This window comes from Acidocella sp. (genome assembly GCF_028687955.1).
Classification (GTDB): domain Bacteria; phylum Pseudomonadota; class Alphaproteobacteria; order Acetobacterales; family Acetobacteraceae; genus Acidocella.
In genome coordinates this window covers 12,520-35,129 of the sequence record NZ_JAQTZC010000015.1, presented here as the reverse complement: position 1 = coordinate 35,129, position 22,610 = coordinate 12,520, and the positions used below count along the sequence as shown (strand labels likewise).

The 22,610-nt window shown below is 64.1% G+C and carries 21 protein-coding genes and 1 tRNA gene; 2 read left to right on the top strand and 20 right to left on the bottom strand.

All coding sequences use genetic code 11. The features are described 5' to 3' along the window. The 6 genes from guaA to PHE40_RS03605 form a co-directional block, all read right to left on the bottom strand. A partial coding sequence (guaA, locus tag PHE40_RS03630; RefSeq protein WP_299958125.1) for a glutamine-hydrolyzing GMP synthase occupies positions 1 to 1,322 on the bottom strand: 1,322 nt, incomplete at its 3' end. Between the two features lie 83 nt (positions 1,323 to 1,405). Next, positions 1,406 to 1,939: a GNAT family N-acetyltransferase gene (locus PHE40_RS03625; RefSeq protein WP_299958122.1), complete on the bottom strand. Its 534-nt coding sequence runs from the start codon at positions 1,937 to 1,939 to the stop codon at positions 1,406 to 1,408. Beyond that, a complete protein-coding gene (locus PHE40_RS03620) occupies positions 1,936 to 3,213 on the bottom strand; it encodes an RsmB/NOP family class I SAM-dependent RNA methyltransferase (protein WP_299958119.1) in 1,278 nt (425 codons plus the stop codon). The genes PHE40_RS03625 and PHE40_RS03620 overlap by 4 nt, the downstream gene beginning before the upstream one ends. Continuing rightward, positions 3,210 to 4,706: an IMP dehydrogenase gene (guaB, locus tag PHE40_RS03615; RefSeq protein ID WP_299958117.1), complete on the bottom strand. Its 1,497-nt coding sequence runs from the start codon at positions 4,704 to 4,706 to the stop codon at positions 3,210 to 3,212. The genes PHE40_RS03620 and guaB overlap by 4 nt, the downstream gene beginning before the upstream one ends. Before the next feature lie 128 nt (positions 4,707 to 4,834). Further along, positions 4,835 to 5,506 carry an RlmE family RNA methyltransferase gene (locus tag PHE40_RS03610; RefSeq protein WP_299958116.1) on the bottom strand — a complete coding sequence of 224 codons (672 nt, stop codon included), beginning with the start codon at positions 5,504 to 5,506 and terminating at the stop codon, positions 4,835 to 4,837. Then, the gene (locus PHE40_RS03605; RefSeq protein WP_408838481.1) at positions 5,503 to 6,546 is read right to left on the bottom strand and encodes a Ppx/GppA phosphatase family protein; all 1,044 of its coding nucleotides are present in this window, start codon (positions 6,544 to 6,546) and stop codon (positions 5,503 to 5,505) included. The genes PHE40_RS03610 and PHE40_RS03605 overlap by 4 nt, the downstream gene beginning before the upstream one ends. 170 nt (positions 6,547 to 6,716) lie before the next feature. Here PHE40_RS03605 and PHE40_RS03600 point away from each other — a divergent pair. Together PHE40_RS03600 and PHE40_RS03595 are read left to right on the top strand one after the other, a co-directional pair. After that, positions 6,717 to 6,790 (top strand) — tRNA-Gln (locus PHE40_RS03600). Between the two features lie 76 nt (positions 6,791 to 6,866). After that, complete coding sequence (locus tag PHE40_RS03595) at positions 6,867 to 7,322, top strand: SufE family protein (RefSeq protein ID WP_408838479.1); 456 nt, start codon at positions 6,867 to 6,869, stop codon at positions 7,320 to 7,322. A 77-nt stretch (positions 7,323 to 7,399) separates the two neighbouring features. Here PHE40_RS03595 and hemN read toward each other — a convergent pair whose 3' ends face one another. The 14 genes from hemN to PHE40_RS03525 form a co-directional block, all read right to left on the bottom strand. Next, positions 7,400 to 8,761: an oxygen-independent coproporphyrinogen III oxidase gene (gene hemN / locus PHE40_RS03590; RefSeq protein WP_299958113.1), complete on the bottom strand. Its 1,362-nt coding sequence runs from the start codon at positions 8,759 to 8,761 to the stop codon at positions 7,400 to 7,402. A 47-nt stretch (positions 8,762 to 8,808) separates the two neighbouring features. After that, positions 8,809 to 9,723, bottom strand: coding sequence for a cysteine synthase A (cysK, locus tag PHE40_RS03585; RefSeq protein WP_299958110.1), 915 nt, complete (start codon positions 9,721 to 9,723; stop codon positions 8,809 to 8,811). A 403-nt stretch (positions 9,724 to 10,126) separates the two neighbouring features. Continuing rightward, positions 10,127 to 11,209: a glycosyltransferase family 4 protein gene (locus tag PHE40_RS03580; protein ID WP_299958107.1), complete on the bottom strand. Its 1,083-nt coding sequence runs from the start codon at positions 11,207 to 11,209 to the stop codon at positions 10,127 to 10,129. Positions 11,210 to 11,215: 6 nt separating this feature from the next. After that, positions 11,216 to 12,427, bottom strand: a complete 1,212-nt coding sequence (locus PHE40_RS03575) for a sulfotransferase (RefSeq protein ID WP_299958105.1) — start codon at positions 12,425 to 12,427, stop codon at positions 11,216 to 11,218. Between the two features lie 4 nt (positions 12,428 to 12,431). Continuing rightward, positions 12,432 to 12,833, bottom strand: a complete 402-nt coding sequence (gene gloA, locus PHE40_RS03570) for a lactoylglutathione lyase (RefSeq protein ID WP_299958102.1) — start codon at positions 12,831 to 12,833, stop codon at positions 12,432 to 12,434. A 143-nt stretch (positions 12,834 to 12,976) separates the two neighbouring features. Beyond that, on the bottom strand, positions 12,977 to 13,798 hold the full coding sequence (locus PHE40_RS03565) for an LpxI family protein (protein ID WP_299958099.1): 822 nt from the start codon (positions 13,796 to 13,798) through the stop codon (positions 12,977 to 12,979). Between the two features lie 12 nt (positions 13,799 to 13,810). Next, on the bottom strand, positions 13,811 to 14,617 hold the full coding sequence (gene lpxA / locus PHE40_RS03560) for an acyl-ACP--UDP-N-acetylglucosamine O-acyltransferase (protein WP_299958128.1): 807 nt from the start codon (positions 14,615 to 14,617) through the stop codon (positions 13,811 to 13,813). A 125-nt stretch (positions 14,618 to 14,742) separates the two neighbouring features. Further along, on the bottom strand, positions 14,743 to 15,234 hold the full coding sequence (gene fabZ, locus PHE40_RS03555) for a 3-hydroxyacyl-ACP dehydratase FabZ (RefSeq protein WP_299958096.1): 492 nt from the start codon (positions 15,232 to 15,234) through the stop codon (positions 14,743 to 14,745). 5 nt (positions 15,235 to 15,239) lie between these two features. Continuing rightward, positions 15,240 to 16,289, bottom strand: a complete 1,050-nt coding sequence (gene lpxD, locus PHE40_RS03550; RefSeq protein ID WP_299958094.1) for a UDP-3-O-(3-hydroxymyristoyl)glucosamine N-acyltransferase — start codon at positions 16,287 to 16,289, stop codon at positions 15,240 to 15,242. A gap of 4 nt (positions 16,290 to 16,293) precedes the next feature. Next, positions 16,294 to 17,052 (bottom strand): OmpH family outer membrane protein, encoded by a 759-nt coding sequence (locus PHE40_RS03545; RefSeq protein ID WP_299958091.1) that lies wholly within the window; start codon positions 17,050 to 17,052, stop codon positions 16,294 to 16,296. Then, complete coding sequence (bamA, locus tag PHE40_RS03540; protein WP_299958088.1) at positions 17,053 to 19,425, bottom strand: outer membrane protein assembly factor BamA; 2,373 nt, start codon at positions 19,423 to 19,425, stop codon at positions 17,053 to 17,055. A gap of 145 nt (positions 19,426 to 19,570) precedes the next feature. Continuing rightward, positions 19,571 to 20,653, bottom strand: coding sequence for an RIP metalloprotease RseP (gene rseP / locus PHE40_RS03535; protein WP_299958085.1), 1,083 nt, complete (start codon positions 20,651 to 20,653; stop codon positions 19,571 to 19,573). Beyond that, positions 20,653 to 21,816: a 1-deoxy-D-xylulose-5-phosphate reductoisomerase gene (dxr, locus tag PHE40_RS03530; RefSeq protein WP_299958082.1), complete on the bottom strand. Its 1,164-nt coding sequence runs from the start codon at positions 21,814 to 21,816 to the stop codon at positions 20,653 to 20,655. Before dxr ends, rseP begins: the two co-directional genes overlap by 1 nt. Next, on the bottom strand, positions 21,807 to 22,610 hold the full coding sequence (locus tag PHE40_RS03525) for a phosphatidate cytidylyltransferase (protein WP_299958079.1): 804 nt from the start codon (positions 22,608 to 22,610) through the stop codon (positions 21,807 to 21,809). The genes dxr and PHE40_RS03525 overlap by 10 nt, the downstream gene beginning before the upstream one ends.

The following is a 22,610-nucleotide window of genomic DNA, read 5'->3' as shown; positions in this document are numbered from 1 at the left end:
ACGGCGAACGCCTGCCAGATCGCATCATACAGCCCGGCGGCGCGGATCTCCTCCAGATAGATCGCATCCGCCTTCTGCAAAATCTCCACGCTCGGGCGGCTCACCGCCCCCAAAATGCGTATCGCCAGCCCCGGCCCGGGGAACGGATGCCGCCCCACGATCGTCTCAGGCAGGCCCAGCTCGCGGCCCAGTTCGCGCACCTCGTCCTTGAACAATTCGCGCAGCGGCTCCACCAGCTTGAGCTTCATGAACTCCGGCAGCCCACCGACGTTATGGTGCGATTTGATGGTGACCGAGGGCCCGCCCAGCGCGCTCACGGACTCGATCACATCCGGATACAACGTGCCTTGCGCCAAAAAATCGGCGCCGCCGAGCTTGGTTGCTTCCTCATCGAACACCTCGATGAACAACCGGCCGATGATCTTGCGCTTCTGCTCCGGGTCGGTCACGCCCGCGAGCTGGCCAAGGAACAGCTCCGAGGCATCGCGGTGGATCAGCCTGATATTGAACTGCTCGCCGAACACCCGCACCACTTCCTCGGCCTCACCACTGCGCAGCAACCCGTGGTCAACGAAAATACAGGTGAGCTGGTCGCCGATCGCCTCATGGATCAACGCCGCCGCCACTGAGCTGTCCACCCCGCCGGAGAGTCCGCAGATCACCTTGCCGGTGCCCACCTGCGCGCGGATTTTCGCGATTTCCGCCTGCCGGAAGCCGGCCATCGTCCAGTCACCGGCGAGCCCGCAGACCTTATGCGTGAAATTGCGCAGCAGTTGCGCGCCATGTGGGGTATGCACCACCTCGGGATGGAACATCAGCCCGTAGAACCGCCTCGCATCATCGGCGATCATCGCAAACGGCGCCCCCTCGGAGACCGCGACAGTGCGGAACCCCTGCGGCGGGGCGGAGATATGGTCGCCATGGCTCATCCACACCTGCTCGCGCGCGCCCTTCACCCAGGCGCCATCAAAAAGGGTGCAATCCTCCACCACATCCACATAGGCGCGGCCGAACTCGCGGATCTCGGCGCCCTTCACATCGCCGCCCAGCTGCGCGCACATCACCATCTGCCCATAGCAGATGCCCAGCACCGGCACCCCGGCGGAAAACACATAGTCCGGCGCGCGGGGCGAGCCTTCATCGGCCACGCTGGCCGGGCCGCCGGAGAGGATAATGCCGCTGGCGCCAAAGGCCGCGATCCGCGCCGGGTCGGCGTTGAAGGGGAGTATCTCGCAATACACCCCGCTTTCGCGCACCCTGCGGGCGATGAGCTGTGTAACCTGGCTACCAAAATCGAGGATCAAAATCTTTTGTGTGTGCATGATGTGCTGCTAGAGCAATATCGGTTTAATTGGAATCGCCGGGGGCCAATTAAACCGATAAAATTGCGCGCCCAAAACGCGTATCAGGCGTCCACATCCAACAGCGTTTCGATTGGGTCCCACGCATAGGCGACCTGCGGCACAGCCGAACCGGCGACATAGGTGGTGCCGTTGGCCAGCCGCCGTCCACCCAGCCGCTCGTAGAAAAAAATCGCCGGATTGCCGTGCAGCACCCAGATGAAGACCGAGCGGCAGCCCCGAGAAGCCAGATATTTTGCAACGACGCGCAAAAACTGGCCACCCAGCCCTTTGTTCTGCCAATCATCGGCGACATAGAGCGTCTCCACTTCGCCATCCCCCAGCTTCCCGCCGTGGCAGCGCCGCGCGGTGGAAAACCCCACCACCTGCGGCGCGCTCCGCTCCCCGCTCAAAACCGCGACAAACACGCCATGCCCCATGCGGATGCTACGCTCATAATGCAGGCTCAGCCGCTCGGCGGAGAGCCCGGCCAGGAATGTTTCGGGCAACAGGGTCGCATAGGTATTGCGCCAGGTCGCCACATGCACCGCCGCGATCCCGGGCGCATCTGCTGCGCGCGCGCGGCGGATCGCGATCACGGATCGCGCGCCAGCACAGCGGCGAAAAATCCGTCCGTCCCATGCGCGCGCGGCGAAAGCCGCAGATATTTCCCGCGCAATGCCTCCGGCGCCTCAATCTCCACCGGCTTGAACATCGGGTAACGCGCCAAAAATGCCTCCACCTGTACCTCGTTCTCGTCACTAAGAAGAGAACAAGTCGCGTATACCAGTTTTCCCCCCGGTTTGGTCAATCTTTGCGCCTGGTCCAGGATCATCGCCTGCTTGGCCACCAACTCCTTGAGGTCGGTTTCGCTCAGGCGCGTGCGTGCATCCGGGTTGCGCCGCCAGGTGCCGGTGCCGGTGCAGGGCGCATCGACCAGCACACGGTCAAACTTCCCGGCCTGCCGCTTGGTCCATTTATCGCCCGGCTCACCCAGCAGATGCTGCTCGGCATTATGCACGCCCGCCCGGCGCAGTCGCTTGATCGCCCCCTCCAGCCGTGGCGCCGAGGTGTCGCACGCGACGATATGCCCCTTGTTCTCCATGGTCATGGCGATGGCAAGCGTCTTGCCCCCCGCGCCGGCGCAATAATCCACCACCCGCATGCCCGGCTTGGCGTCCATCTGCAAAGCGATGAGCTGGCTGCCCTCGTCCTGGATTTCCACCAGCCCGTCCTGAAACGCCTTGCCTTGCGTGATGGACTGCCGCCCGGCCAGCCGCAGCCCCCAGGGGCTGAACTGCGAGGGCCGCGCCTGCAAGCCTTCGCGCGCCAGCGCCGCAATCGCCGCCTCGCGCGTGGTCTTCAGGCTGTTCACCCGCAAATCCAGCGGCGCCGGCTGGTTCAGCGCCGCCATCTCGGCTTCCAGCACCGGGCCGAACTGCGCCTTCAGCCGCGGTAGCAGCCAGTCGGGGATCTCGTATTTCACCGCCTCGGGCATGTTGGGGTGTTCCAGCGTGTGCCCGGCGAATTTCTCTAAAATGACGCTCTCTTCGGGCTGTAGCGGCGGCGGGCCATAGCGCCCGGCGGCAAAGGCCATCGAGATTTTATACACGCTCATGCCCGAGAAGATCGCCTGCACCGCCAGCAGCAGCCGCGGCGTCTCCGGCGCGCCGAAATGCTGCAACCACCAGCCCAGATGCCGGCGCGCGCGCAGCACCCCCCACACCAGCGTGCTCACCTCGCGCCGGTCTCCCGCGCCAATGAACCGCCGCGTGCGGAAAAACTGATTCGCGATGGCATCCGCCGGGCGGCCGTCCGCCTCGATCGCCGCCAGCAGATCAATCGCGGCGGCCAGTTGTCCTGCGGGGGTCATCCCTCCTGCCGGTAATTCGGCGCCTCTCGCGTAATCGCCACATCATGCACATGGCTCTCGCGCAGCCCCGCCCCGGTGATCCTGCGGAAGGTCGTCGCGGTCTGCAACGCATTGATATCGGCAGCCCCGGTATAGCCCATGCCCGCGCGCAACCCGCCGACAAGCTGATGCACCACCGCCGCCATCGGCCCCTTATAGCCAACCCGGCCCTCGATTCCCTCCGGCACCAGCTTCAGCTGGTCCTTGATCTCCTGCTGGAAATACCGGTCCGCCGAGCCGCGCGCCATTGCGCCCAGGCTTCCCATGCCACGGTAGGATTTATAGCTACGGCCTTGATATAAAAACACTTCACCAGGCGCTTCATCGGTCCCCGCGAGCATTGAGCCCACCATTACCGCATCCGCTCCGGCGGCCAGCGCCTTCACCATGTCGCCCGAGGCGCGAATCCCGCCATCGGCAATCGCCGGCACGCCCAGCGCCCGGCAAGCCGCGGCCGTCTCTAGCACCGCCGAGAACTGCGGCACCCCAACGCCCGCCACCACCCGCGTCGTGCAGATGCTCCCCGGCCCAATGCCGATCTTCACCCCATCCGCCCCGGCATCAATCAGCGCCCGCGCGCCATCGGGCGTCGCCACATTGCCCGCGATGATCTGCACCGCGTTGGACGCCTTCTTGATCCGTGTGACCGCCTGCAACACCCCATCGGAATGGCCGTGGGCAGTGTCCACCACCACCACATCCACCCCTGCCTCAACCAGCGCGGCCGCGCGCTCGGCGCCATCCTCGCCAACGCCGGTGGCGGCGGCCACCCGCAGGCGCCCCATCTCATCCTTGTTGGCCAACGGGTGCGCCTGCGCCTTGTCCATATCTTTCACCGTCATCAGCCCGATGCAGCGGTATTCGTCATCCACCACCAGCAGCTTCTCCAGCCGGCGCTTGTGCAGCAGCGCGCGCGCCTCCTCGGGCGACACCCCGGCCCGCACCACGGCTAGGTTTTCGCGCGTCATCAGCTCATAAATTTTCGCGTTGGGGTCGATCGCGAAGCGCACATCGCGATGCGTGAGAATCCCCACCAGCTTGCCATCGCGCTCCACCACGGGGAAGCCCGAGATATTATGCGCCGCCATCAGCGCGCGGGCATCGGCCAGGGTCTGGTCGGGGTAGATGGTGAGCGGGTTCACCACCATGCCGCTCTCGAACTTCTTCACCCTGCGGACTTGCGCCGCCTGCTCCTCGATGGTGAAATTCTTATGGATCACCCCGATGCCGCCTTGCTGCGCCATGGCGATCGCCATGGCCGTCTCGGTCACCGTGTCCATCGCGGCTGAGACCAGCGGGATATTCAGCGCGATATTGCGCGTCAGCCGCGTCGCCGTGGCGGCCTTTGTGGGTAATATCCTGGAATAGGCCGGCACCAGCAATACGTCATCGAAGGCCAGCGCCTCGGAGATGCGGGCGGAAAAATCAGGGAGAGAAATATGATCGGATGCCATGGCCGCGCTTTCAGAAATATCAGGCGCGGGGCTGGTGGGGCGGCCGCGCCTGCAAATAAAGACCTTGGCGGCCCTCATTAAGCGGCGCAGCGCCGCGGTGCAATAGGCTCCGCCGCCGGCTTCGGCCGTTATTCCGGCCGGAACCCCATCGCCACCACGTACATTTCCTTGGAATCCTTGCGGCTCGCCGGCGGCTTGGCATGGCGCACCGTCTTGAAACGCAGCTTCAGCGTGCTCAGCATGTCCCGCTCTGCCCCGCCCTGGAATAACTTGGCGACAAATGCACCGCCGGGTTCCAGAATCTGCATGGCGAAGGCCAGTGCCGTATCGGCCAGCGCCATGATGCGGATATGGTCGGTCGCCACATGCCCGGTCGTGTTCGGCGCCATGTCCGAGAGCACCAGATCCGCCCGGCCGCCCAGCATCCCGGTCAGCCGCTCCTCCATGCCATCGGCCATGAAATCGCCCTCGATGAACTGCGCGCCCTCCACCGGGATGATCGGCAGCAGGTCGATCCCCACCACCTTCGAAGCCCCCCGCTGCAACGCAACCTGAGACCAGCCGCCCGGCGCCGCGCCAAGGTCCACCACGCGCGCACCTTTGCTCATGAGATGATACTTCTCATCCAGCTCGATCAGCTTGAACGCCGCGCGCGAGCGATAGCCCTGCGCCTTGGCGGCCTGCACATAGGGGTCGTTAAGCTGGCGGTTGAGCCAGGCCTGCGAGGAGGTGCTGTGTTTGCGCGCGTGTTTCAGCCGCACCGCCTCGCGGCGCGGCGGTACCGATGGATTTTCGGTCATGCCAAGCCGTAGCCGCGCCGTTCCGGTCGCACATTGCGCATCAGCCGCATCAACATACCCTCGCGTAATCCTCTGTCAGCCACCACCAGATCGGGTATTTGCCACAGTTCGTGGATGGCGGCAAAAATCGCGCAACCAGGCAACACGAAATCAACCCGGTCCGCGCCAATGCACGGATGGCGGCTCAACCCCTCCCGCCCGAGCGCTTTTGCCTCGGCCAGCGCGGCCTCCACGGCGCCGCGGTTCATGAAGAAACCGTCCACCAGCCCGCGCCGGTAGCGCTCCAGCTTCAGCGACACCCCGGCCAGCGTGGTCACGGTGCCCGATGTCCCCACCATCAGCACCCCGCCCTGGCGGATTTCCTGGCCGATCCGGTGCACCGCCTCGAAGGGGCGCAGCATCGCGGCCACGCTTTCCACCACGGCGGCGAACCCTTCCTCAGTGTAGCAGGCATGGGTGCAACGCTCCGAGAGGGTGACAACCCCCACCGGCAGCGAGAGATAGCCGATCAACTCCGGCGCCGCGCCGTTGCAGTTCACCCGCACCCACCCAACCTCCGTGGAGCCGCCTCCGATATCGAACAACAGCGCCCGCCGCTCCGCCTTGGCGATGAGCGAGGCGCAGCTCTCCATCGCCAACTCGGCCTCCTCGCGGGTGTTTATGATCTCAAGGGGCAGCCCCGTGCGGGCGCGCGCAAGGGCGATGAACTCCGCGCCGTTTTCAGCCTGGCGGCAGGCTTCGGTGGCAATCGCGCGCAGCCGCAGCGGGCCTGCTTCCGAAGCCACGGCCCAGCGTCTCGCCCGCTCGGCGCAAATGCTCAAACTGGCAATCGCGCGCTCCATTGCCTCGGCGGAGAGCCGGCCGGTCTCATACAGCCCCTCGCCAAGCCGCACGACTCGCGAGAAACTGTCGAGCACCTGGAACCCTTGGCCTGCCGGCGTGCCCAGCAGCATGCGGCAATTATTCGTCCCCAGGTCGATTCCCGCAAACACCTGCCGCCGCACGCCCCGCTTAGTGATGGCGCCTGCCGGTGTGTTCAATGTTGAGGAAGTGCTGGCCATATCATTTGTATAGTCGCGCCATATTGGGGTGATGGGCAAGCGGGAAAGCACACCCGCGCGCCGCCACCCGATTAAATTTATGACAATCCCCCCGCCCCAGATGTTGCAGCCCGCGCCCACCGGTGCTAATCGGGCCTCGCTGTGACCGTTGGGGGATAGTTTAGCGGTAGAACTCCTGGCTCTGACCCGGGCAGCCTTGGTTCGAATCCAGGTCCCCCAGCCACCGCATCCAATCAAACACAAAGCTTGATCAGCCATTTGCGCGGCTTTTCGCTTTTGCCCGCCTCGCCGCCGCTGGCATGGCACCGCAAGAAAGGCTGACGATGACTGCTTTCTACCAACCCGAGGACCTCAGCGCGGCGGACGCCATCGCCGCCATCGGGGAGGATCTGGCGTTGTTCGACGACTGGATGGACCGCTACCAGTTCATCATCGAGCTGGGCCGCAAATTGCCGCCCTACCCGGCCGAGTGGCAGGACGAGGCGCACCGCGTAAAAGGCTGCCAGAGCCAGGTCTGGCTGGCGGCGGCGGATAAAGGTGAAAAATTATACTTCACCGGCGCGTCAGATGCCGCCATCGTCTCCGGCCTGGTGGCGCTGGTGCTGCGCGTTTACTCCGGCCGGCCGCGCGCTGAAATCCTCGCCACCCCGGCGCAATTCCTGCACGATCTCGGGTTGATCGGCGCGCTCTCCACCAACCGCGGCAATGGTGTCGCCGCGATGGTGGAACGCATCCAGGCGCTCGCCAGGGGCTGAAGCAGCTTGTCTTATGAAATTTTCACCGAATTATACCAGTCAGCCTTAAGGCTGACTGGTATAATTCAACCGCCCGGCTACACCGCCACGGCATGGCGGGGTGTTGCTGTTTGCTGCGTCAGATACCGGTCGAATACCGCGGCGATATTGCGCACGAACGGCCGCCCCGCCTCAGTCACCTCAATGCGCGTGCCGTCCCAGCTTAGAAGACCATCCGCCTGAAACCCCGCCAGGACCTGCGCATCGGCCAGCAGCGGCGCCGGATCGGCATCAAAGGCTCTGGCCTGCGCCTGCAAATCAACCTCAAGCTCACACATGATGCTCTCGATTACCGCGCGGCGCAGCCTGTCGTCCGGGGTGAGGGCGGCGCCACGGCTAACGGCCAGCCTGCCTTCGTTGATGGCGGCGCTATAGGCGGGCACGCCGGGGGCATTCTGCACATAGCCCTGCGGCAGGCTGCCAATCGCGCTCGCCCCCAGGCCGATGAGCACGGGCGCCGCATCCGTTGTGTAACCCTGGAAGCTGCGGTGCAGTTTCCGGCCCAGCGCGGCTTCGGCCATGGCATCGCCGGGGCGGGCGAAATGGTCCAGCCCGACGGGAATATAGCCCCCTTCACGCTCCAACACCCGGCGCACCGTTTTCGCCTGGGCGAAGCGGGCGCGCGCCCCCGGGAGCGAGGCTTCCGGGATCAGCGACTGGTGTTTCTTCATCCACGGCACATGGGCGTAGCCAAACACGGCCACCCGGCCGGCGCGCAGCGCCAGCGCCTGCCGCGCGGTCCGCTCCAGCGATTCCTCGCTCTGGTGGGGCAAGCCGTAAATCAGGTCCAGATTGAGCGAGCTGATGCCAATCCCGCGCAATGCCTGCGCGCAGGCCGCGGTTTCCTCAAAGCTCTGCTGGCGGCCGATGGCGTCTTGCACTGCCTGGTCAAAATCCTGCACGCCCAGGCTGGCGCGGGTGATGCCCATTTGCGCCAGCGCCGCCAGCCGGTCCGGCGACAGCGATGTGGGGTCGATCTCGATGGCGATCTCGGCATCGGGGAGCAGGTTGAAATGGCCGCGCACGCTCTCCATGATATCGGTGAGACAGTCAGGCGGCAGCACCGTGGGCGTGCCCCCGCCCCAATGCACATGCGAGACCTGCAACCGCCGCCCCACGGTCTGCGCCACCAGCGCGATCTCACGCATCAGCGTCCTGGCATAAATGCGCTTGGGGCGTTCCAGATGCACGACCGAGGTGTTGCACCCACAATACAAACACAGCCGGTCGCAGAACGGCACATGCAGATACAATGAAACCGGCGCCCCCGCTGGCAGCTTCTCCAGCCACCCGGCGTAAATCTGCGCTCCCACCTCGGGGGTGAAATGCGGCGCGGTCGGGTAGCTCGTATAGCGCGGTACACGGCCATCGTAGCGGGCAATCAGGTCTGCATCTGTCATCACGGCCCTCTTTTGAACCGATGCAGCCCCGCCCTCATTGATTCAGATCAAACCGGCAAAAACTCCGGCACCGAGAGGTAGCGCTCGCCGGTGTCGTAGTTGAATCCGAGGATCCTCGCCCCGGCGGGCAGTTCCGGCAGCTTCTTGGCGATGGCCGCCAGCGTCGCGCCGGAGGAGACGCCAACCAGCAGCCCCTCCTGCCGGGCGGAGCGGCGGCCGTATTCTCGCGCCTCCTCGGCATCCACCTGTATCACGCCGTCCAACGCCGCGAGGTGCAGGTTCGCCGGAATAAACCCGGCGCCGATCCCCTGGATCGGGTGCGGCCCCGGCGCACCGCCCGAAATCACCGGCGAGAGCGCCGGCTCCACGGCAAAGACCTTCAGATTTGGCCAGTGCTTTTTCAGCTCCTCCGCGCAGCCGGTAATATGCCCGCCAGTGCCGACACCGGTGATCAGCACATCCAGCCCCTCGGGGAAGTCAGCCAGAATTTCGCGCGCCGTGGTGCGCGCGTGCACCTCGATATTCGCCGGATTTTCAAACTGCTGCGGAATCCACGCGCCGGGATTCTCGGCGGCCAGCACGCTGGCGCGCGCGATGGCGCCCTTCATGCCAAGCTCCTTGGGCGTCAGATCAAAGCGCGCGCCATAGGCCTGCATCAGGCGCCGCCGCTCGACCGACATGGACTCCGGCATCACCAGAATCAGCCGGTATCCCTTTACCGCCGCCACCAGCGCCAGGCCGATGCCGGTATTGCCCGAGGTCGGCTCGATGATCAGCCCGCCGGGCTTCAGCGCGCCCGAGGCCTCCGCCGCCTCCACCATGGCCAGCGCAATGCGGTCCTTAATCGAGCCGCCAGGATTGGTGCGCTCCGATTTCACCCAGACCTGCGCCGAGGGAAACATCCGCGCCAGACGAATATGCGGGGTGTTGCCGATGGTCTCGAGAACGCTGCTGGCTTTCATGCTCTGGCTCCTTGGTGTGTTTCACGCCGTTGCAACCAAGATGCCCCGATTTATGCGAAGTGCAAGCCCCGGCCCGCAGCGTTGCGCACAACAAAAAGCCGGAACGGCACAATGCCGCCCCGACTGTTGCCAATACCGCCGCGCCTGAACTCAGGCGGCAGCGGCCTCCTGAAACGCCAGCGCGCGTGCCGCCAACAGCGCGCGCACGGCAACCGTAACTCAGCCGGCGGGGCAAAATTCCGCGAAACAATATGTATCGTTGCCCTCATCAGTTTATCGGAGGGAAATCATCTCAAAAAAACTGTAATTTCCATTTTCATGATACTGGTCAAAATTTAGAGCACCATCGTTTGAGGTTCGCTCAGCCGCGCGAGCCAGAAGCGTAAATCGCCAAGCGATCAGGCTAGATCGGCTTCAACGCCGCCAGCATGGCCCGCGCCAAGGCAGGCCAGCCCGCCGCCGCGTCCTCCAGCGGCCGGGCTGCCGCCAAGCCGCCCGCGGATAAATCCACCGTGAGTTGCATCAGCCCCTGGGCAACGGCTTCAGCCGTGGGGGCGCACAGCCGCGCGCCCGGCACCCCGGCCAGCTGCTCAGGCAGCCCCCCCACGCTGGTTGCCAGCACATATCTCCCAGCCGCTATCGCCAAGGCGGCCACGCCGGACTGGCTCGCCTCCTGATACGGCAGCACCACGGCATCGGCCCAGGCCAGCAGGGCGGGCAGCTCCGCTTCGCTCACCCAGCGCTGCTCCACGCTCACCTCCGGAATCGCGCGTAACCGGGCGAGGCTGGGCGAGTCCGGCCCCTCACCGCAGACGCGCAACTGAAACGGCCGCTCCGGGCCAAGCCGCTCCAACGCCCCGGCCAGCAGGCCAAGCCCCTTATAGGGCAGCAACCGGCCAAAACAGAGCAGCCTCGGCACCCCGCCATGCGCCATCACCGGCGCCATTTTCCCCAGCCCCACCGGTGGATGCCATAGTTTCACAACCCCCTGCCCCGCCTCGCCGTATCCTTGCCGGCGCAGCCCGTCCTCCACATGCCCGGTCAACGCAAACAACACCCGCGCATCGCGCAGTTGGCGCCATTGGCCCATGATACGGAAGTTGAAAGCCTCCCCCGGATGCGCCGCCGCATCATGCACAACCATGGCGTAGGGAATACCCAGACGGCGCAGAGCAATCGTCATGCGCGCATCCAGCAGCGCCGGCATCGCGCATATGGCAATATCGGGCCGGTCCTCAATGAGCCGCTTCCTCACCCGCCCGCGTACCAGCGGCCCGCTGAGCCGCTGTAGCGCATAGCCCAGCGCAGTTTCATACGTCGGCTCGCGCCAGCTGCACGCCGCCGCCGCCCCGGCCAGAATCTCCGCGCCTCCCGCCAGCGAGAGGCGCACACTATGCCCGGGAACATCCCCCAGGGCCGCCGCCAGCCGCAGCGCGAACAACGGGCCGCCACCGCGCCGCCCCCAGTGCCACACCAGCAGCTTCATCCCCGCTCACGCCCCGCCCGCGCGGCAGTACTGGCGCACATATGGGACAAACCGTTGTTGCAAAGCCGCCTGGCTAAGTTTGAAGTTTTCCAGCGAATAAGGCGCATGCCGGGCATACCCGCCTCGTGGCTTGGCCGCGATCAGGCGAGACATCGCCGCCAGTGCTTCCGCGCGCAGCGGCATACCAAACCGCGCATAGATCCGCGCGATGACCGCCAGTGGCGCGCCTGCCAGTTCATCATAATGAATATGAATCTTCCGCTCCGCCGCCACATCCGCGCGCCGGTCGAAATCTAGCAGCAGATTCGCCCCTTGTATCCAGCGCTCCGAAACCTGTGCGCCGATCTCCGCGGGGTCAATCTTGCGCAGGAACGGCTTGCGCAAAACCCAGGTGAGCCGCGCCACCGAGGCCAACACCGCGATGGGATTGCGATGCACAATCACAAAGCGCGCATCCGGATAGACCTGCAGGATCGCATCCAGCGTGAATGTATGGTCCGGGCATTTGAGCACCCAGCGCCCCGGCGCCCCGTTTTGCAAAAACTGTAGAAACTGCTTGTGGAAACGAAAAGCCTGCAGATACCCATGCGCTTCCAGCCAAGCGAAATAGGAAGGCACGCGGTGCGTCGCGTCAAAGCGCAGGCTCTGGAACACATGCGCCATTATCTCGGTGCATTCCTGTGGGCTGTCTGCTGTAATCGGGTGCAGATCCGAAAATCCAGGTGCCAAACCAGCGAAAATCCGCAGCTGCCGATCCACGGCTTGCACCCGCTTGTCGTTGAGCGGGTTGAAATTGGCGGGGCGCGGCGCCGGGTAGATAGTCTGCCAGTTGCGCGGCACCAGGCTCTCGCTGTCCTGCGCCATCAGCTCATGCAAAAATGTCGTCCCGCTGCGCGGCAGGCCGAGTATGAACAACGGCTGACTGACCGGCGCCTTCGCCAAAGCCGGGCTGACGCGGTGCGCGGCTTCCACCGTCTGCGCGTTGCGTAGCAGGCGCAACACGTCCCAGTGCAGCGAAACCCGGCCGAAAACGCTTAAGTCTGACTCCGTCATGATGGAGGCCATCAGCCGCCGCAACGCCTCGCGCGCATCCGGCCCCGGATTGCTCCCTGACGCTGCGATCAGCACGTCCGGTTCCAGCCCGGGCAGCCAGGATTTAGGCACAACCGCATCAGCCGCGACAAAGCCCAGCCGCAACGCCCGATACAGCGCGTTCATCAGTTTACTGCGGCTTGCACTCAATCAACTCGATCTTGTAGCCATCCGGGTCCTCGACAAACGCGATGATCGTGGTGCCGAACTTCACCGGCCCCGGCTCGCGCGTGATCTTCGCGCCCGCGGCGCGCAGCTTCTCGCAGGTCGCATGAATATCAGGCACGCCGATGGCCAGATGCCCAAAGGCCGTCCCCGCTTCATAAGAGCTGACACCCCAGTTATACGTCAACTCCAGCACGGTATGGGTCGCCTCATCGCCATAGCCCAGAAATGCCAGCGTATACTTCCCGGCCGGCACTTCCGTGCGGCGCAGCTCGCGCATGCCTAGCAGGCCAGTATAGAACTTAACGCTGGTGTCCAGATTCCCGACCCGCAGCATCGTATGAAGATAAGAGAAATTTTCGCTCATGGTCCCGCTTTCAGGTTGAATCTCCGCCCCCTTGGCCAACCGCGCTTCGCGCAGCAGCCTCGGGCGTGAATCGGCATCGCGATTCACTCTACGGCAGAATAGGTTCAGCTTGGGCTGCGCGCGTCAACTGGCGCTTCCGCAATTTAGGGCTGCACACCCAACAGGAACATCCCCGCCGCGTCCGCCGCCTCGATCATGGCCATGCGCTCCGCCAAAATCGTGCCGCCAGCCTCAAAAGCCACCCCCAGCAACCCGGCTTCGCGCGCATGGCGGATGGTAGCCACCCCAATGGTCGGCATATCCGCCCGGCGCTCCTGCCCCGGCTTGGCGAGCTTCACCAGCACCCCGGCCGGGCCAGGGCGCACCACGGATGGAATGCGCGCCAGCATGGCGTCCGTGCCCTCCACGGCCTCCACCGCCAGCACAATGCCCTGTTGCACCACACAGGCCTGGCCGATATCCGCCGCGCCGATGATCTTGAGCACCGCGATGCCGCGCTCGATATCGGCCATCGCCGCCGCATCGGGCGCGCGGGTGGTGAGCAGCCCCGGCGGCGCCAGCACGTCGCTCAAAATATCGTGCGCGCCCAGCACATGAAACCCTTCCTCGCTCAGTACGCGCACCACGGCGGCCAGCAGCCCATCATCCCCAGCAAAAGCAGCCCGCCCGATTTTGGCGAGCAACCGCGCCCCCTCGGCATCCGGGCGCAGCGCCAGCAGCGAGGGCCGCTTCACCGGGCCGATCATCACCAGATCAACGCAACCGGCCTCCTCGACCGCGCGGCGGATCGCGCCAATGGCGCCCAAACGGAAAAACCTGTGCGAATAGGGCGCCACCACCGCCGGATCGGCAAACCCCTCCAGCGCCGCAATGAACACCGCCCGCCCGCCCGCCTGCGCGGCGGCGGCAACCTGGCCCGGCAGTGCGCCGCCGCCCGCAATAATGCCCAGGGGCGCCGTGCTCATAGCGCCAGCTGCCTATTCGTCGCTCTGCCCGGTAGCGCGCGCCACGTTGGTGAGAATACCGTGCCGGCCCGGATTTGCGATGAAGTCCAGCATTTCCGCCACATACGCATTGCCACCATATTCACCGCGCGCGGCGGCCACGCGCTCGGCGAACACGCCCGGCCCCGCGAAGATGAACTTATGCGCGGCCCGGATTTCATGCAGCTGCGCCTTGCTCAGCCCGCGCCGGCGCAAGCCCACGATGTTCAACCCCACCATCTGCGCGCGCGGCCCGAACACGAAGCAGTACGGCGTCACATCGTTCGGCACGCCGCTCAGCCCGCCGACCATGGCGCCCGCGCCGATCCGCACAAACTGCAAAATCGCAGCCGCCCCGCCGATCACCGCCCGGCTACCCACCTCAACATGCCCGCCCATGACGACATTGTTCGAAATCACCACCCCGTCGCCGATGTCGCAGTCATGCGCGACATGCACCACCGCCATCAACAGGCAATCCGCGCCGATTTTGGTGATGCCCGCGCCGGTGACAGTGCCGCGATGAATCGAGCAATGCTCGCGGATCTGGGTGCGCGGCCCGATGCTGGTCTCGGTGTCCTCGCCTTTATACTTCAGGTCCTGCGGCGCCAGACCGACCGTGCAGAACGGAAACAGCTTTGCCCCGGCGCCGATCCGGGTCTTGCCATCCACCGCAACATGGGAGACCAGCTCAACCCCATCCTCCAGCACCACCTGCGCGCCTACCGTGCAGAACGGTCCGATTTTCACATCGGCGCCGATCACGGCACCCGCGGCGATGATGGCGCTCGGGTGAATCATCTCAGACACCGGCTTCAACATTTTCTGGTCCAACTCTCATTGCGCCGTTTGCTGTAAAGCGGTGCCCGGGGCGCCGCCAGTCAATCATTATTTCCGTCCGTTTCCATGCTGGCGGGCCGGAACAGCTATACGGGTTTAACTTCGTCCATAATCATGGCCGTGATCGAGGCTTCCGCGACCACCACGCCATCCACGCGGGCTGTGCCGTTAAAGCGCCAGACATTGCCGCGTTTGCGGTCCTTCACCAGCTCCAGCCGCAGCTGGTCCCCCGGGGTGACCGGCTTACGGAACTTCGTATTCTCGATCGACATGAAATACACGATCGGCGAACCGGCGTCCTCCCCCATGCCGCTGATAACCAGCGCCGCCGCCGTCTGCGCCATGCTCTCGACGATCAGCACGCCCGGCATCACCGGATGCCCAGGAAAATGCCCCTGAAAAAACGGCTCATTCACGGTGACGTTCTTGATCCCCGTCGCCGAATGGCCATAGCGGACATCCACCATGCGATCGAGCAGCATAAAAGGGTAGCGATGCGGGATCAGCCGCAAGAGCTGCTTCACATCGAAAGCACTTACATCCACCGGGGGAAGATCAGCCTGGGCCACGTCGTTCATCGGGGTCAACCACCTGCATTTTTAGATTTTCGGCCATATTGGGCCAGTTTACGAAGGGTTATAACCTCTCGGAAAAAGGTTTTCGACGGCTGCGACGGCGACCCCATAACCTCTTCGCCAGGGGCTATGTCCGTCATCACCCCGGCCTGCGCGCCGATGCGCGCCCCGCGCCCGATGGTCAGATGCCCGGTCAGCCCTGCCTGCGCCGCGATCATAACCTGCGGACCAATCGCCGTCGAGCCGGAGACCCCCGCCTGCGCGACGATCACGGCATGCGAACCAATGTTCACATTATGGCCAATCTGCACGAGGTTATCGATATGCACGCCCGGCCCGATCACGGTATCCTGCGCCGAGCCGCGGTCGATACAGGTATTCGCGCCGATCTCCGCGCCATCGCCGATCAGCACCCGGCCAAGCTGCGGCACCGGGGTGAACCCGGTGGGGCTGATCGCGAAGCCGAACCCATCCTGCCCGATGCGCGCCCCCGGATAGAGCACGACGCGGTTGCCGATGACGGCATGCGAAACCGAAACCTGCGCATGAATCCGGCATTCGGCGCCGATGATCACGCCATCCGCGATCAAGCTCAGCGGCCCGATGATGGTTCCGGCGCCAATTTCCACCCGCGCGCCGATGACGGCATGCGCGCCGATCTCAGCCGTGGGGTCTATCGTGGCGGAAGGATCGATCACCGCACTGGCATGGATCCCGGCCTTGGCCCGCGGGAACGGGTGGAACAAGGCGGAAATCTTCGCCCAGGCCACATAAGGCTCGCGGGTCACCAGCGCAGCGGTCTCCTCCGGCACACGCGAGGCGAAGTCGGGATGTACGATCACCGCCCCGGCCTTGATGCCCGGCAGCAGATCCGCATAGCGCCGGTTGTCCAGAAACGTCACATCCAGCGGCCCCGCGGTCTGCAACGGCGCCACCCCATGGATCAACCGTTCCCCGGCCTGGGTTTGCGCCCCAGCCAACGCGGCCAGGGTTTGCAGCGTATGCGGCCCGGTGCGCTCAAAAAAACGCGCGTCACCGGGTTTTGCAACATCAGCCATGAGACTACTGGCCAGCGCCTTGGTCGCCGCTCTGGTCCGGCGGGTTAACCGCCATCCCGGGCGTCACCACGCTTGGGGGGACGGGAACGGACGGCAGCAGCTTGTTGATCTGCGCCACCACCGCGTTGGTGATGTCGAAGGCGTCAACATTCAGCGCCACCTGCTCACGATGCAGCACCAGATTCATGCCGCGCGCCTCCGCCTCCTGGCGGATAATGGCGATCAACTCGGATTCAATGATCCCCAGCGCCGCCTGGCCGGAGTTCTGGATTGCCTGGTTGCGCTCCTGGAACGAGGTCTGCGTCGCGGCCACTTCATCGCGCAGCGCCTGCTCCTTCGTCTCCAACTGGGCGTCGGTCAGCGTCGAACGGTCAGCCTCGATCTGCGCCTGCTCGGCCTGGATTTTCGCCCGCGCGGTCTGCGCCTCCTTGGCCAATGCCTCCTGGCGCTGGCGGATCACCGCCTGCACGCCCTGCGCGGCGGTGGATTTCTGCATCACCTCGGGCACGCTCAACACACCGATAACGGCGACCGGCGGCGGTGCGCCCTTGGGCAGGGCCGGGAGTTGCGGAATCGCTGGAACCTGCGCCTGCGCCTGCGGCGCGGGAGCCGGTGCGGGAGCAGGCGCGTGAGCCGGCGCATGGGCGGGTGCCTGGCTGGGCGGCATGAAATAGCCCGGCGAAGATTGCGCGAACGCGGCCGGCGCCGCGCTCAAAGCCACGACGGCAACCAGAACCGGAGAGAAACGGGTGAAAAATGCCACTTAGAACCTCGTACCAAAAGAAACGCGGAATTGTTGTGTCTGGTCGCCCTTCTGCTTCACGACAGGATCGGCGAGTGAGAGATTAATCAGCCCGAACGGCGTGTTCCAGGAGAGCCCGACACCCGCGCCAACGCGCGGCGCCGTGGTATTGTTGAGCGGCTGCGGACCATAGATCCCGCCCGAGATCTGGCGCGCCCCGTAGAGCGAGCCGACATCGACGAACGCGAAGCCGCTGAGGCCAAGATCAGGCGAAACCGGAAGCGGGAATTTCACCTCGGTTGACTGCGTCCACATCACGCGGCCACCCACGGACTGGCCACCAAAACTGACCCCCGCCGCGTTATCGGCCGCCGTTTGCACGGTCGTCGGCCCGACGCCGCCATCGGCAAAGCCGCGCAACGAATCGCCGCCCAGGAAGAAGCGGTCCGTAATCCGGTCCTGATAGCCAAACAGCGGGATAAGGTCGCCCCCGGTGGCCGAGAACTTAAGCACCCAGTCCTTGGAGCCAAAAAACCGCTCCAGCGGAATATAATACGATATATCCGGACTGATGCGCAGAAATTTAGCCGTGCCGCCGACACCCGCGAAATCGGTAGTCAGGTCCGCGAGCAGGCCGCTGGTCGGGTTCAGATCGTCATCAAGATAGTCAAACGTCAGCGTCTGGCTGATTTGGCTGAGGCTGGTGAGTCCCTGCTCGCTTGTGATGTAGATGCTGGAACCGGCCGGCACATTGTAAACATTGCGCTCGCTGATCGTATAGCTGAACGACTGGCGCACATGGTCGTTAAAGCGATAGCCCAGCCGCACATCCGCGCCGATGTCGCTCTCGGAGTAGCTGTAGCTGGTTGCTTGCGCGGTGTAGGAATATGTCGATGAGCGGAACAGATCGAACCCGGCGATCAGGTTGCGGTCCAGGAAATACGGGTTGGTCACGCCCAGATTAACCTGCGTGCCGCGCTGCGCCAGCATGGCGTTGATGGAGGTATTCACCCCGGTACCCAGGAAATTGTTCTGGCTCAACCCGGTGTTGAGCAACGCCCCGAGACTGCTGGAATAACCACCGCCGAGCGAGAACTGGCCGGTTGCCTGCTCGGTCACCGCGGTGTCGAGGATCACCTGCTGCGGCGTGGAGCCGGGCGAAGAGGTGATCTTCTCATCCTTGAAGAACCCGAGATCCTTCAAATGCTTGGTGGATTGATCAATCTTCGACTGGTTATAGCCATCGCCCTCGGCCACGGTCAGTTCACGGCGAATCACCTTATCCTCGGTGCGGGTATTGCCTGTGATGTCGATGCGCTGAATATACACGCGCGGCCCGTCGATCACGTTCAGCGTGATGGCAACAGTCTTATTTGCCGGGTCGCTCTGCACCTGCGGGTTCACCTGAGCAAATGCATAGCCAAGGTTGAGCGCGCGCGTGTTCAGCGCAGTCACGCCTTCCACCAGCGCATCGCCGTCAAACCAGTCTCCGGCCGAAAGCGGAACCAGCCCACGCAACTCCTTGTCACTCAGCGTGCGGATGCTCGAGACGATCTTCAGGCTGCTCACGCGGTAGCGCGGGCCTTCATGAATATCATAGGTCAGATAGAAAGATTTATGATCCGGGCTCAGCTCCGCATTGGCGCTGATCACGTCGAAATCCACATACCCCTTATGCAGATAGAACTTGCGCAGCAGGTACTCATCATACTCGATCCGGTCCGGATTGTACTGATCCGAACCGGAGAGAAAGCGGAACCAAGCTGACTCACGGGTAGAAATCACCTCGCGCAGCTTCGTCTGACTGAAATGCTTATCGCCGATGAAGACAATACGGCTGATTTTCGTCTGCACACCGTCATTGCACTGAAACACCACGTTGACGCGGTTATCCGGCAAGCTGACATATTTGGGTGTTACCGTCGCATTGTAATAACCCTTTTTCGCATAGGCTTCCAGCAAAGCCTGACGATCGGCCTCAACCGACCCGATAGTGAACACCGAGCGCGACTTCAGCGATACAATCGCCTTCGCATCCTTGTCGGCCAACGCCTTGTTGCCACTGAACAGCACCTGATCAACGGTCGGGTTTTCCACAACCGCGACATCGAGGTCGTTACCCGCACGCGTGATCGAAACCGTCTTGAACAGGCCGGTGGCATAAAGCGTCTTCAGGGATTCGTTGATCCGTTGCGGATCAAACGTGTCCCCCGGCTGCACCACCATGTAGGAGGTGATCGTATCGGTCTGAATCCGGCGGTTGCCGCTGACATTGATCGCCGCGATCGTGCCACCGGCCTCCACCGGCTGCGAAACCGCAGAGGCCGTTTGGGCAAAAGCGGCACCATGCGGGGCACAGACCAGCAAAGCCGGCAACAGGCAGACAGAGGCCAACAGGACCGAGCGCGGCTTAAGCAACAGATAATCTCCCAAACCATACAGGCCTCCGGCGCGCCGGAGTGTTTTCGCTGTGGCGCGTTTGGCACGGGCCGGACTTATCGGCAAGGCCAAACGCTCAACTCCGCCGCCGCGAAGCCGCTTATCCAAACAGATGCACGACCCAGTTCACGGCGCCCATCCGGCTCAGATCGTTAAAAGTCGTCAAGAAAAACAACGAAATAAGGAGCGCGGCGCCAAAACGCAGCCCAATATCCATGGCGCGCGCGGGCAGCGGCCGGCCGTAGATCGCTTCCGCCAGGTAGAACAACAGATGCCCGCCATCGAGAATGGGAATGGGCACCAGATTGATCAGACCCAGATTGATCGAGAGAAACGCAATGAAGCTGATGACGCTGATGATCCCCAGCGCGGCAACTTGGCCCGTCACCTCGGCAATCCCCAGCGGCCCCGCCAGCTGCCCCAGCCCCTGGCGATGCACCGCCAGATTATAAAGCCCGGCAAGCATGCCCGCGCCGTCGTGCCAGGTCTCCGCCGCCGCCACCGCCACCGCCTCGGGAGGCGAGAAATGCTGAATGCTGGAAACACTGCCCGCCACACCCAGATGCCCGATTTTCTCGCCATCCACCGTCACAGCGCCCAGCGCCACCCGCACGTCGATGACCTTCCCCTGCCGCAGCAGGCTGAAATCCATCGAAGCATCGGGATGCTGGCTAACAACGTCCTGTAACTGATTAAAATTTTTTATTTTTTCGCCGCCAGCCATCAACACCCGGTCACCCGCGCGCATCCCCGCCGCCGCCGCCGGAGACGCCGCCTCCACCGTGCTGAACACCGGCTGCACCACGACTCGCCCAACCGTCATGAACAATCCGGAAAACAAAACAAAGGCCAGCAGCAGATTGGCCAGCGGCCCGGCCGCGACAATAAACGCCTTGGAGCCCAGCGATGCCCCGGCGAATGAACCAGGCACCGCCAGCGCCGGATCATTCGGCTCTCCCCAGCCCTGCATCTTCACATAGCCGCCCAAAGGCAGCACCGAAATCTTCCACACTGTGCCGGATTTCGCCCGCCAGGAGACCAGCGCCGGGCCAAACCCGATGGAGAACACCTCCACCACCACACCGCGCGCCCGCGCCGCCAGATAATGCCCAAACTCATGAAAGAACACGAGCACGCCAAGCACAAACGCATAGGTCAGAATCGTGCGTGCGGTATCGAACATCAGGCGGCCTTTGCCGCAGCCAGCCTGTCGGCGGCGGCGCGCGCGGCCGCGTCCAACGCCAGCACGGCCTCAAGATCAGGCACCGGCGGCGCGCCCAGTTGTTGCAACACCTGCTCCACGATCCCGGCTATGTCGAGAAAGCCGATCTTGCGCTCCAGGAAGGCCGCAACCGCGATCTCATTGGCCGCGTTCAACACCGTTGGCGCCCCCGCGCCCGCCTCCAGCGCCGCGCGGGCGAGGCGCAGCGCCGGAAAGCGGACTTCATCAGGCGCCGAGAACTCAAGCTTCATCACCGCCGCCAGATCCAGCCGCGGCGCCGTGGTGGCAATCCGCTGCGGCCACGCCAGGGTATGGGCGATGGGAATGCGCATATCGGGCGAGCCAAGCTGCGCCAGCACCGAGCCATCAGCATAGCAGACCATGCCGTGGATCACCGATTGCGGGTGCACCAGAACCTCGATCTTCTCCGAAGTCAACCCAAACAATTTTGCAGCTTCAATAACTTCCAGACCCTTGTTCATCATCGTGGCGCTGTCGATGGAAATCTTCGCCCCCATTGACCACACCGGATGGCGCAACGCCGCCTCCGGGGTGATGCCGCGCATCTCCTCAAACCCGTGATTCCTGAACGGCCCGCCCGAGGCGGTGAGGATGATCTTGTCGATAGACCTGGCATTGCCGTCGGCCATCGCCTGCATAACGGCGTTGTGCTCCGAATCCACCGGCAACAGAGTCGCCTTTGCCTCGGCCACGGCGCGCAAAAACACATCGCCGGCTGAAACCAGCGCCTCCTTATTGGCAAAGGCCACCGTCCCGCCATGCTTCACCGCCGCCAGCGTCGGCTCCAGGCCGATCACCCCGGTAATCGCTGACATCGTCCAGTCCACCGGCAGCGCCGCAGCGTCCAGCACGGCCCCGCGCCCGGCCGCGCAGGCCAGCCCGGTCCCGGCCAGGGCGGCACGCAACTCACCCAGCAGCGATTCTTGCGCGATCACGGTAAGTTCCGGCCGGAATTGCTTCGCCTGCGCCGCCAGCAACGCTACATTGCGCCCGCCCACCAGCGCGCGCAGTTGATAAGCGCTCTGGTTTTTAGATATAATATCAATAGTTTGCGTGCCGACGCTCCCAGTAGAGCCAAGCACCGATAAAATCTTTACCCCCATAACGGCAAGCCTCCATGGACGCTGAGCGCCAATATCGCCGCCACCGGAGCGGCCGCCAAAAAACCATCCAACCTGTCGAACAACCCGCCATGACCTGGGATCGTCCGTCCAGAATCCTTAACTCCCAGTTTGCGCTTGATCCAGCTTTCCAGCAAATCCCCCGCCTGGGCAAAAACACTCAGGGCAAATCCCGCCGGCAGGGCGGCCAGGTCAACCCCATGCCCCCGCGCCGCCATCATCGCCGCCGCCAGCCCGCCAATCAACAACCCACCGATCGAGCCGCTCCAGGTCTTTCCCGGCGAGATTTTCGGCGCAAGCTTTTTGCCGCCAGCAAGCCGCCCGACCAGATATGCGGCAACATCCGTACTCCAGATCACGACAACCAGAAACATCGTGTCATACAACCCATGCACAGGCTGCAGCCGCAGCCACAGCAACGAGAGCGCGCCAACCCCGGCATAGGGGATTCCCGCGGCGGCAAACCAGCCACAACTCAACCCCACGCCTCCCGCCGCCAGCGCCAGCGCCGCAAACCCGAGAATCAACGCGAAATGCCCCAGCGCAAGTGCTGCGAGCAGCCCAGCCACAATCAACCACGTTCCGGCATCGCGCAGGCCTAACGCGGCCAGCTTCGCCCACTCAAGGCCCAGCCCGGCCAACGCCGCGGCAATAAATATCGTCCACGCCAGCCCGCCATGCCACAGGCAGAGCAGCGCAATCGGCCCCAGCACCATGGCCGAGGCCAGGCGCACGCCAAAATCAGCCCAGCGGCCGCCTTTCTGCACTGGCCCCAT

Coding starts and splice junctions, on each gene's coding strand:
- PHE40_RS03575 (WP_299958105.1), bottom strand. CDS start 12,427: ATGAACGCGCTGTATCGGGCGTTGCGGCTGGGCTTTGTCGCGGCTGAT.
- cysK (WP_299958110.1), bottom strand. CDS start 9,723: ATGAAAGCCAGCAGCGTTCTCGAGACCATCGGCAACACCCCGCATATT.
- lpxA (WP_299958128.1), bottom strand. CDS start 14,617: ATGATTCACCCGAGCGCCATCATCGCCGCGGGTGCCGTGATCGGCGCC.
- hemN (WP_299958113.1), bottom strand. CDS start 8,761: ATGACAGATGCAGACCTGATTGCCCGCTACGATGGCCGTGTACCGCGC.
- fabZ (WP_299958096.1), bottom strand. CDS start 15,234: ATGAACGACGTGGCCCAGGCTGATCTTCCCCCGGTGGATGTAAGTGCT.
- PHE40_RS03610 (WP_299958116.1), bottom strand. CDS start 5,506: ATGACCGAAAATCCATCGGTACCGCCGCGCCGCGAGGCGGTGCGGCTG.
- lpxD (WP_299958094.1), bottom strand. CDS start 16,289: ATGGCTGATGTTGCAAAACCCGGTGACGCGCGTTTTTTTGAGCGCACC.
- rseP (WP_299958085.1), bottom strand. CDS start 20,653: ATGTTCGATACCGCACGCACGATTCTGACCTATGCGTTTGTGCTTGGC.
- guaB (WP_299958117.1), bottom strand. CDS start 4,706: ATGGCATCCGATCATATTTCTCTCCCTGATTTTTCCGCCCGCATCTCC.
- gloA (WP_299958102.1), bottom strand. CDS start 12,833: ATGAGCGAAAATTTCTCTTATCTTCATACGATGCTGCGGGTCGGGAAT.
- PHE40_RS03620 (WP_299958119.1), bottom strand. CDS start 3,213: ATGACCCCCGCAGGACAACTGGCCGCCGCGATTGATCTGCTGGCGGCG.
- PHE40_RS03595 (WP_408838479.1), top strand. CDS start 6,867: ATGGCACCGCAAGAAAGGCTGACGATGACTGCTTTCTACCAACCCGAG.
- PHE40_RS03525 (WP_299958079.1), bottom strand. CDS start 22,610: ATGGGGCCAGTGCAGAAAGGCGGCCGCTGGGCTGATTTTGGCGTGCGC.
- dxr (WP_299958082.1), bottom strand. CDS start 21,816: ATGGGGGTAAAGATTTTATCGGTGCTTGGCTCTACTGGGAGCGTCGGC.
- PHE40_RS03565 (WP_299958099.1), bottom strand. CDS start 13,798: ATGAGCACGGCGCCCCTGGGCATTATTGCGGGCGGCGGCGCACTGCCG.
- PHE40_RS03580 (WP_299958107.1), bottom strand. CDS start 11,209: ATGAAGCTGCTGGTGTGGCACTGGGGGCGGCGCGGTGGCGGCCCGTTG.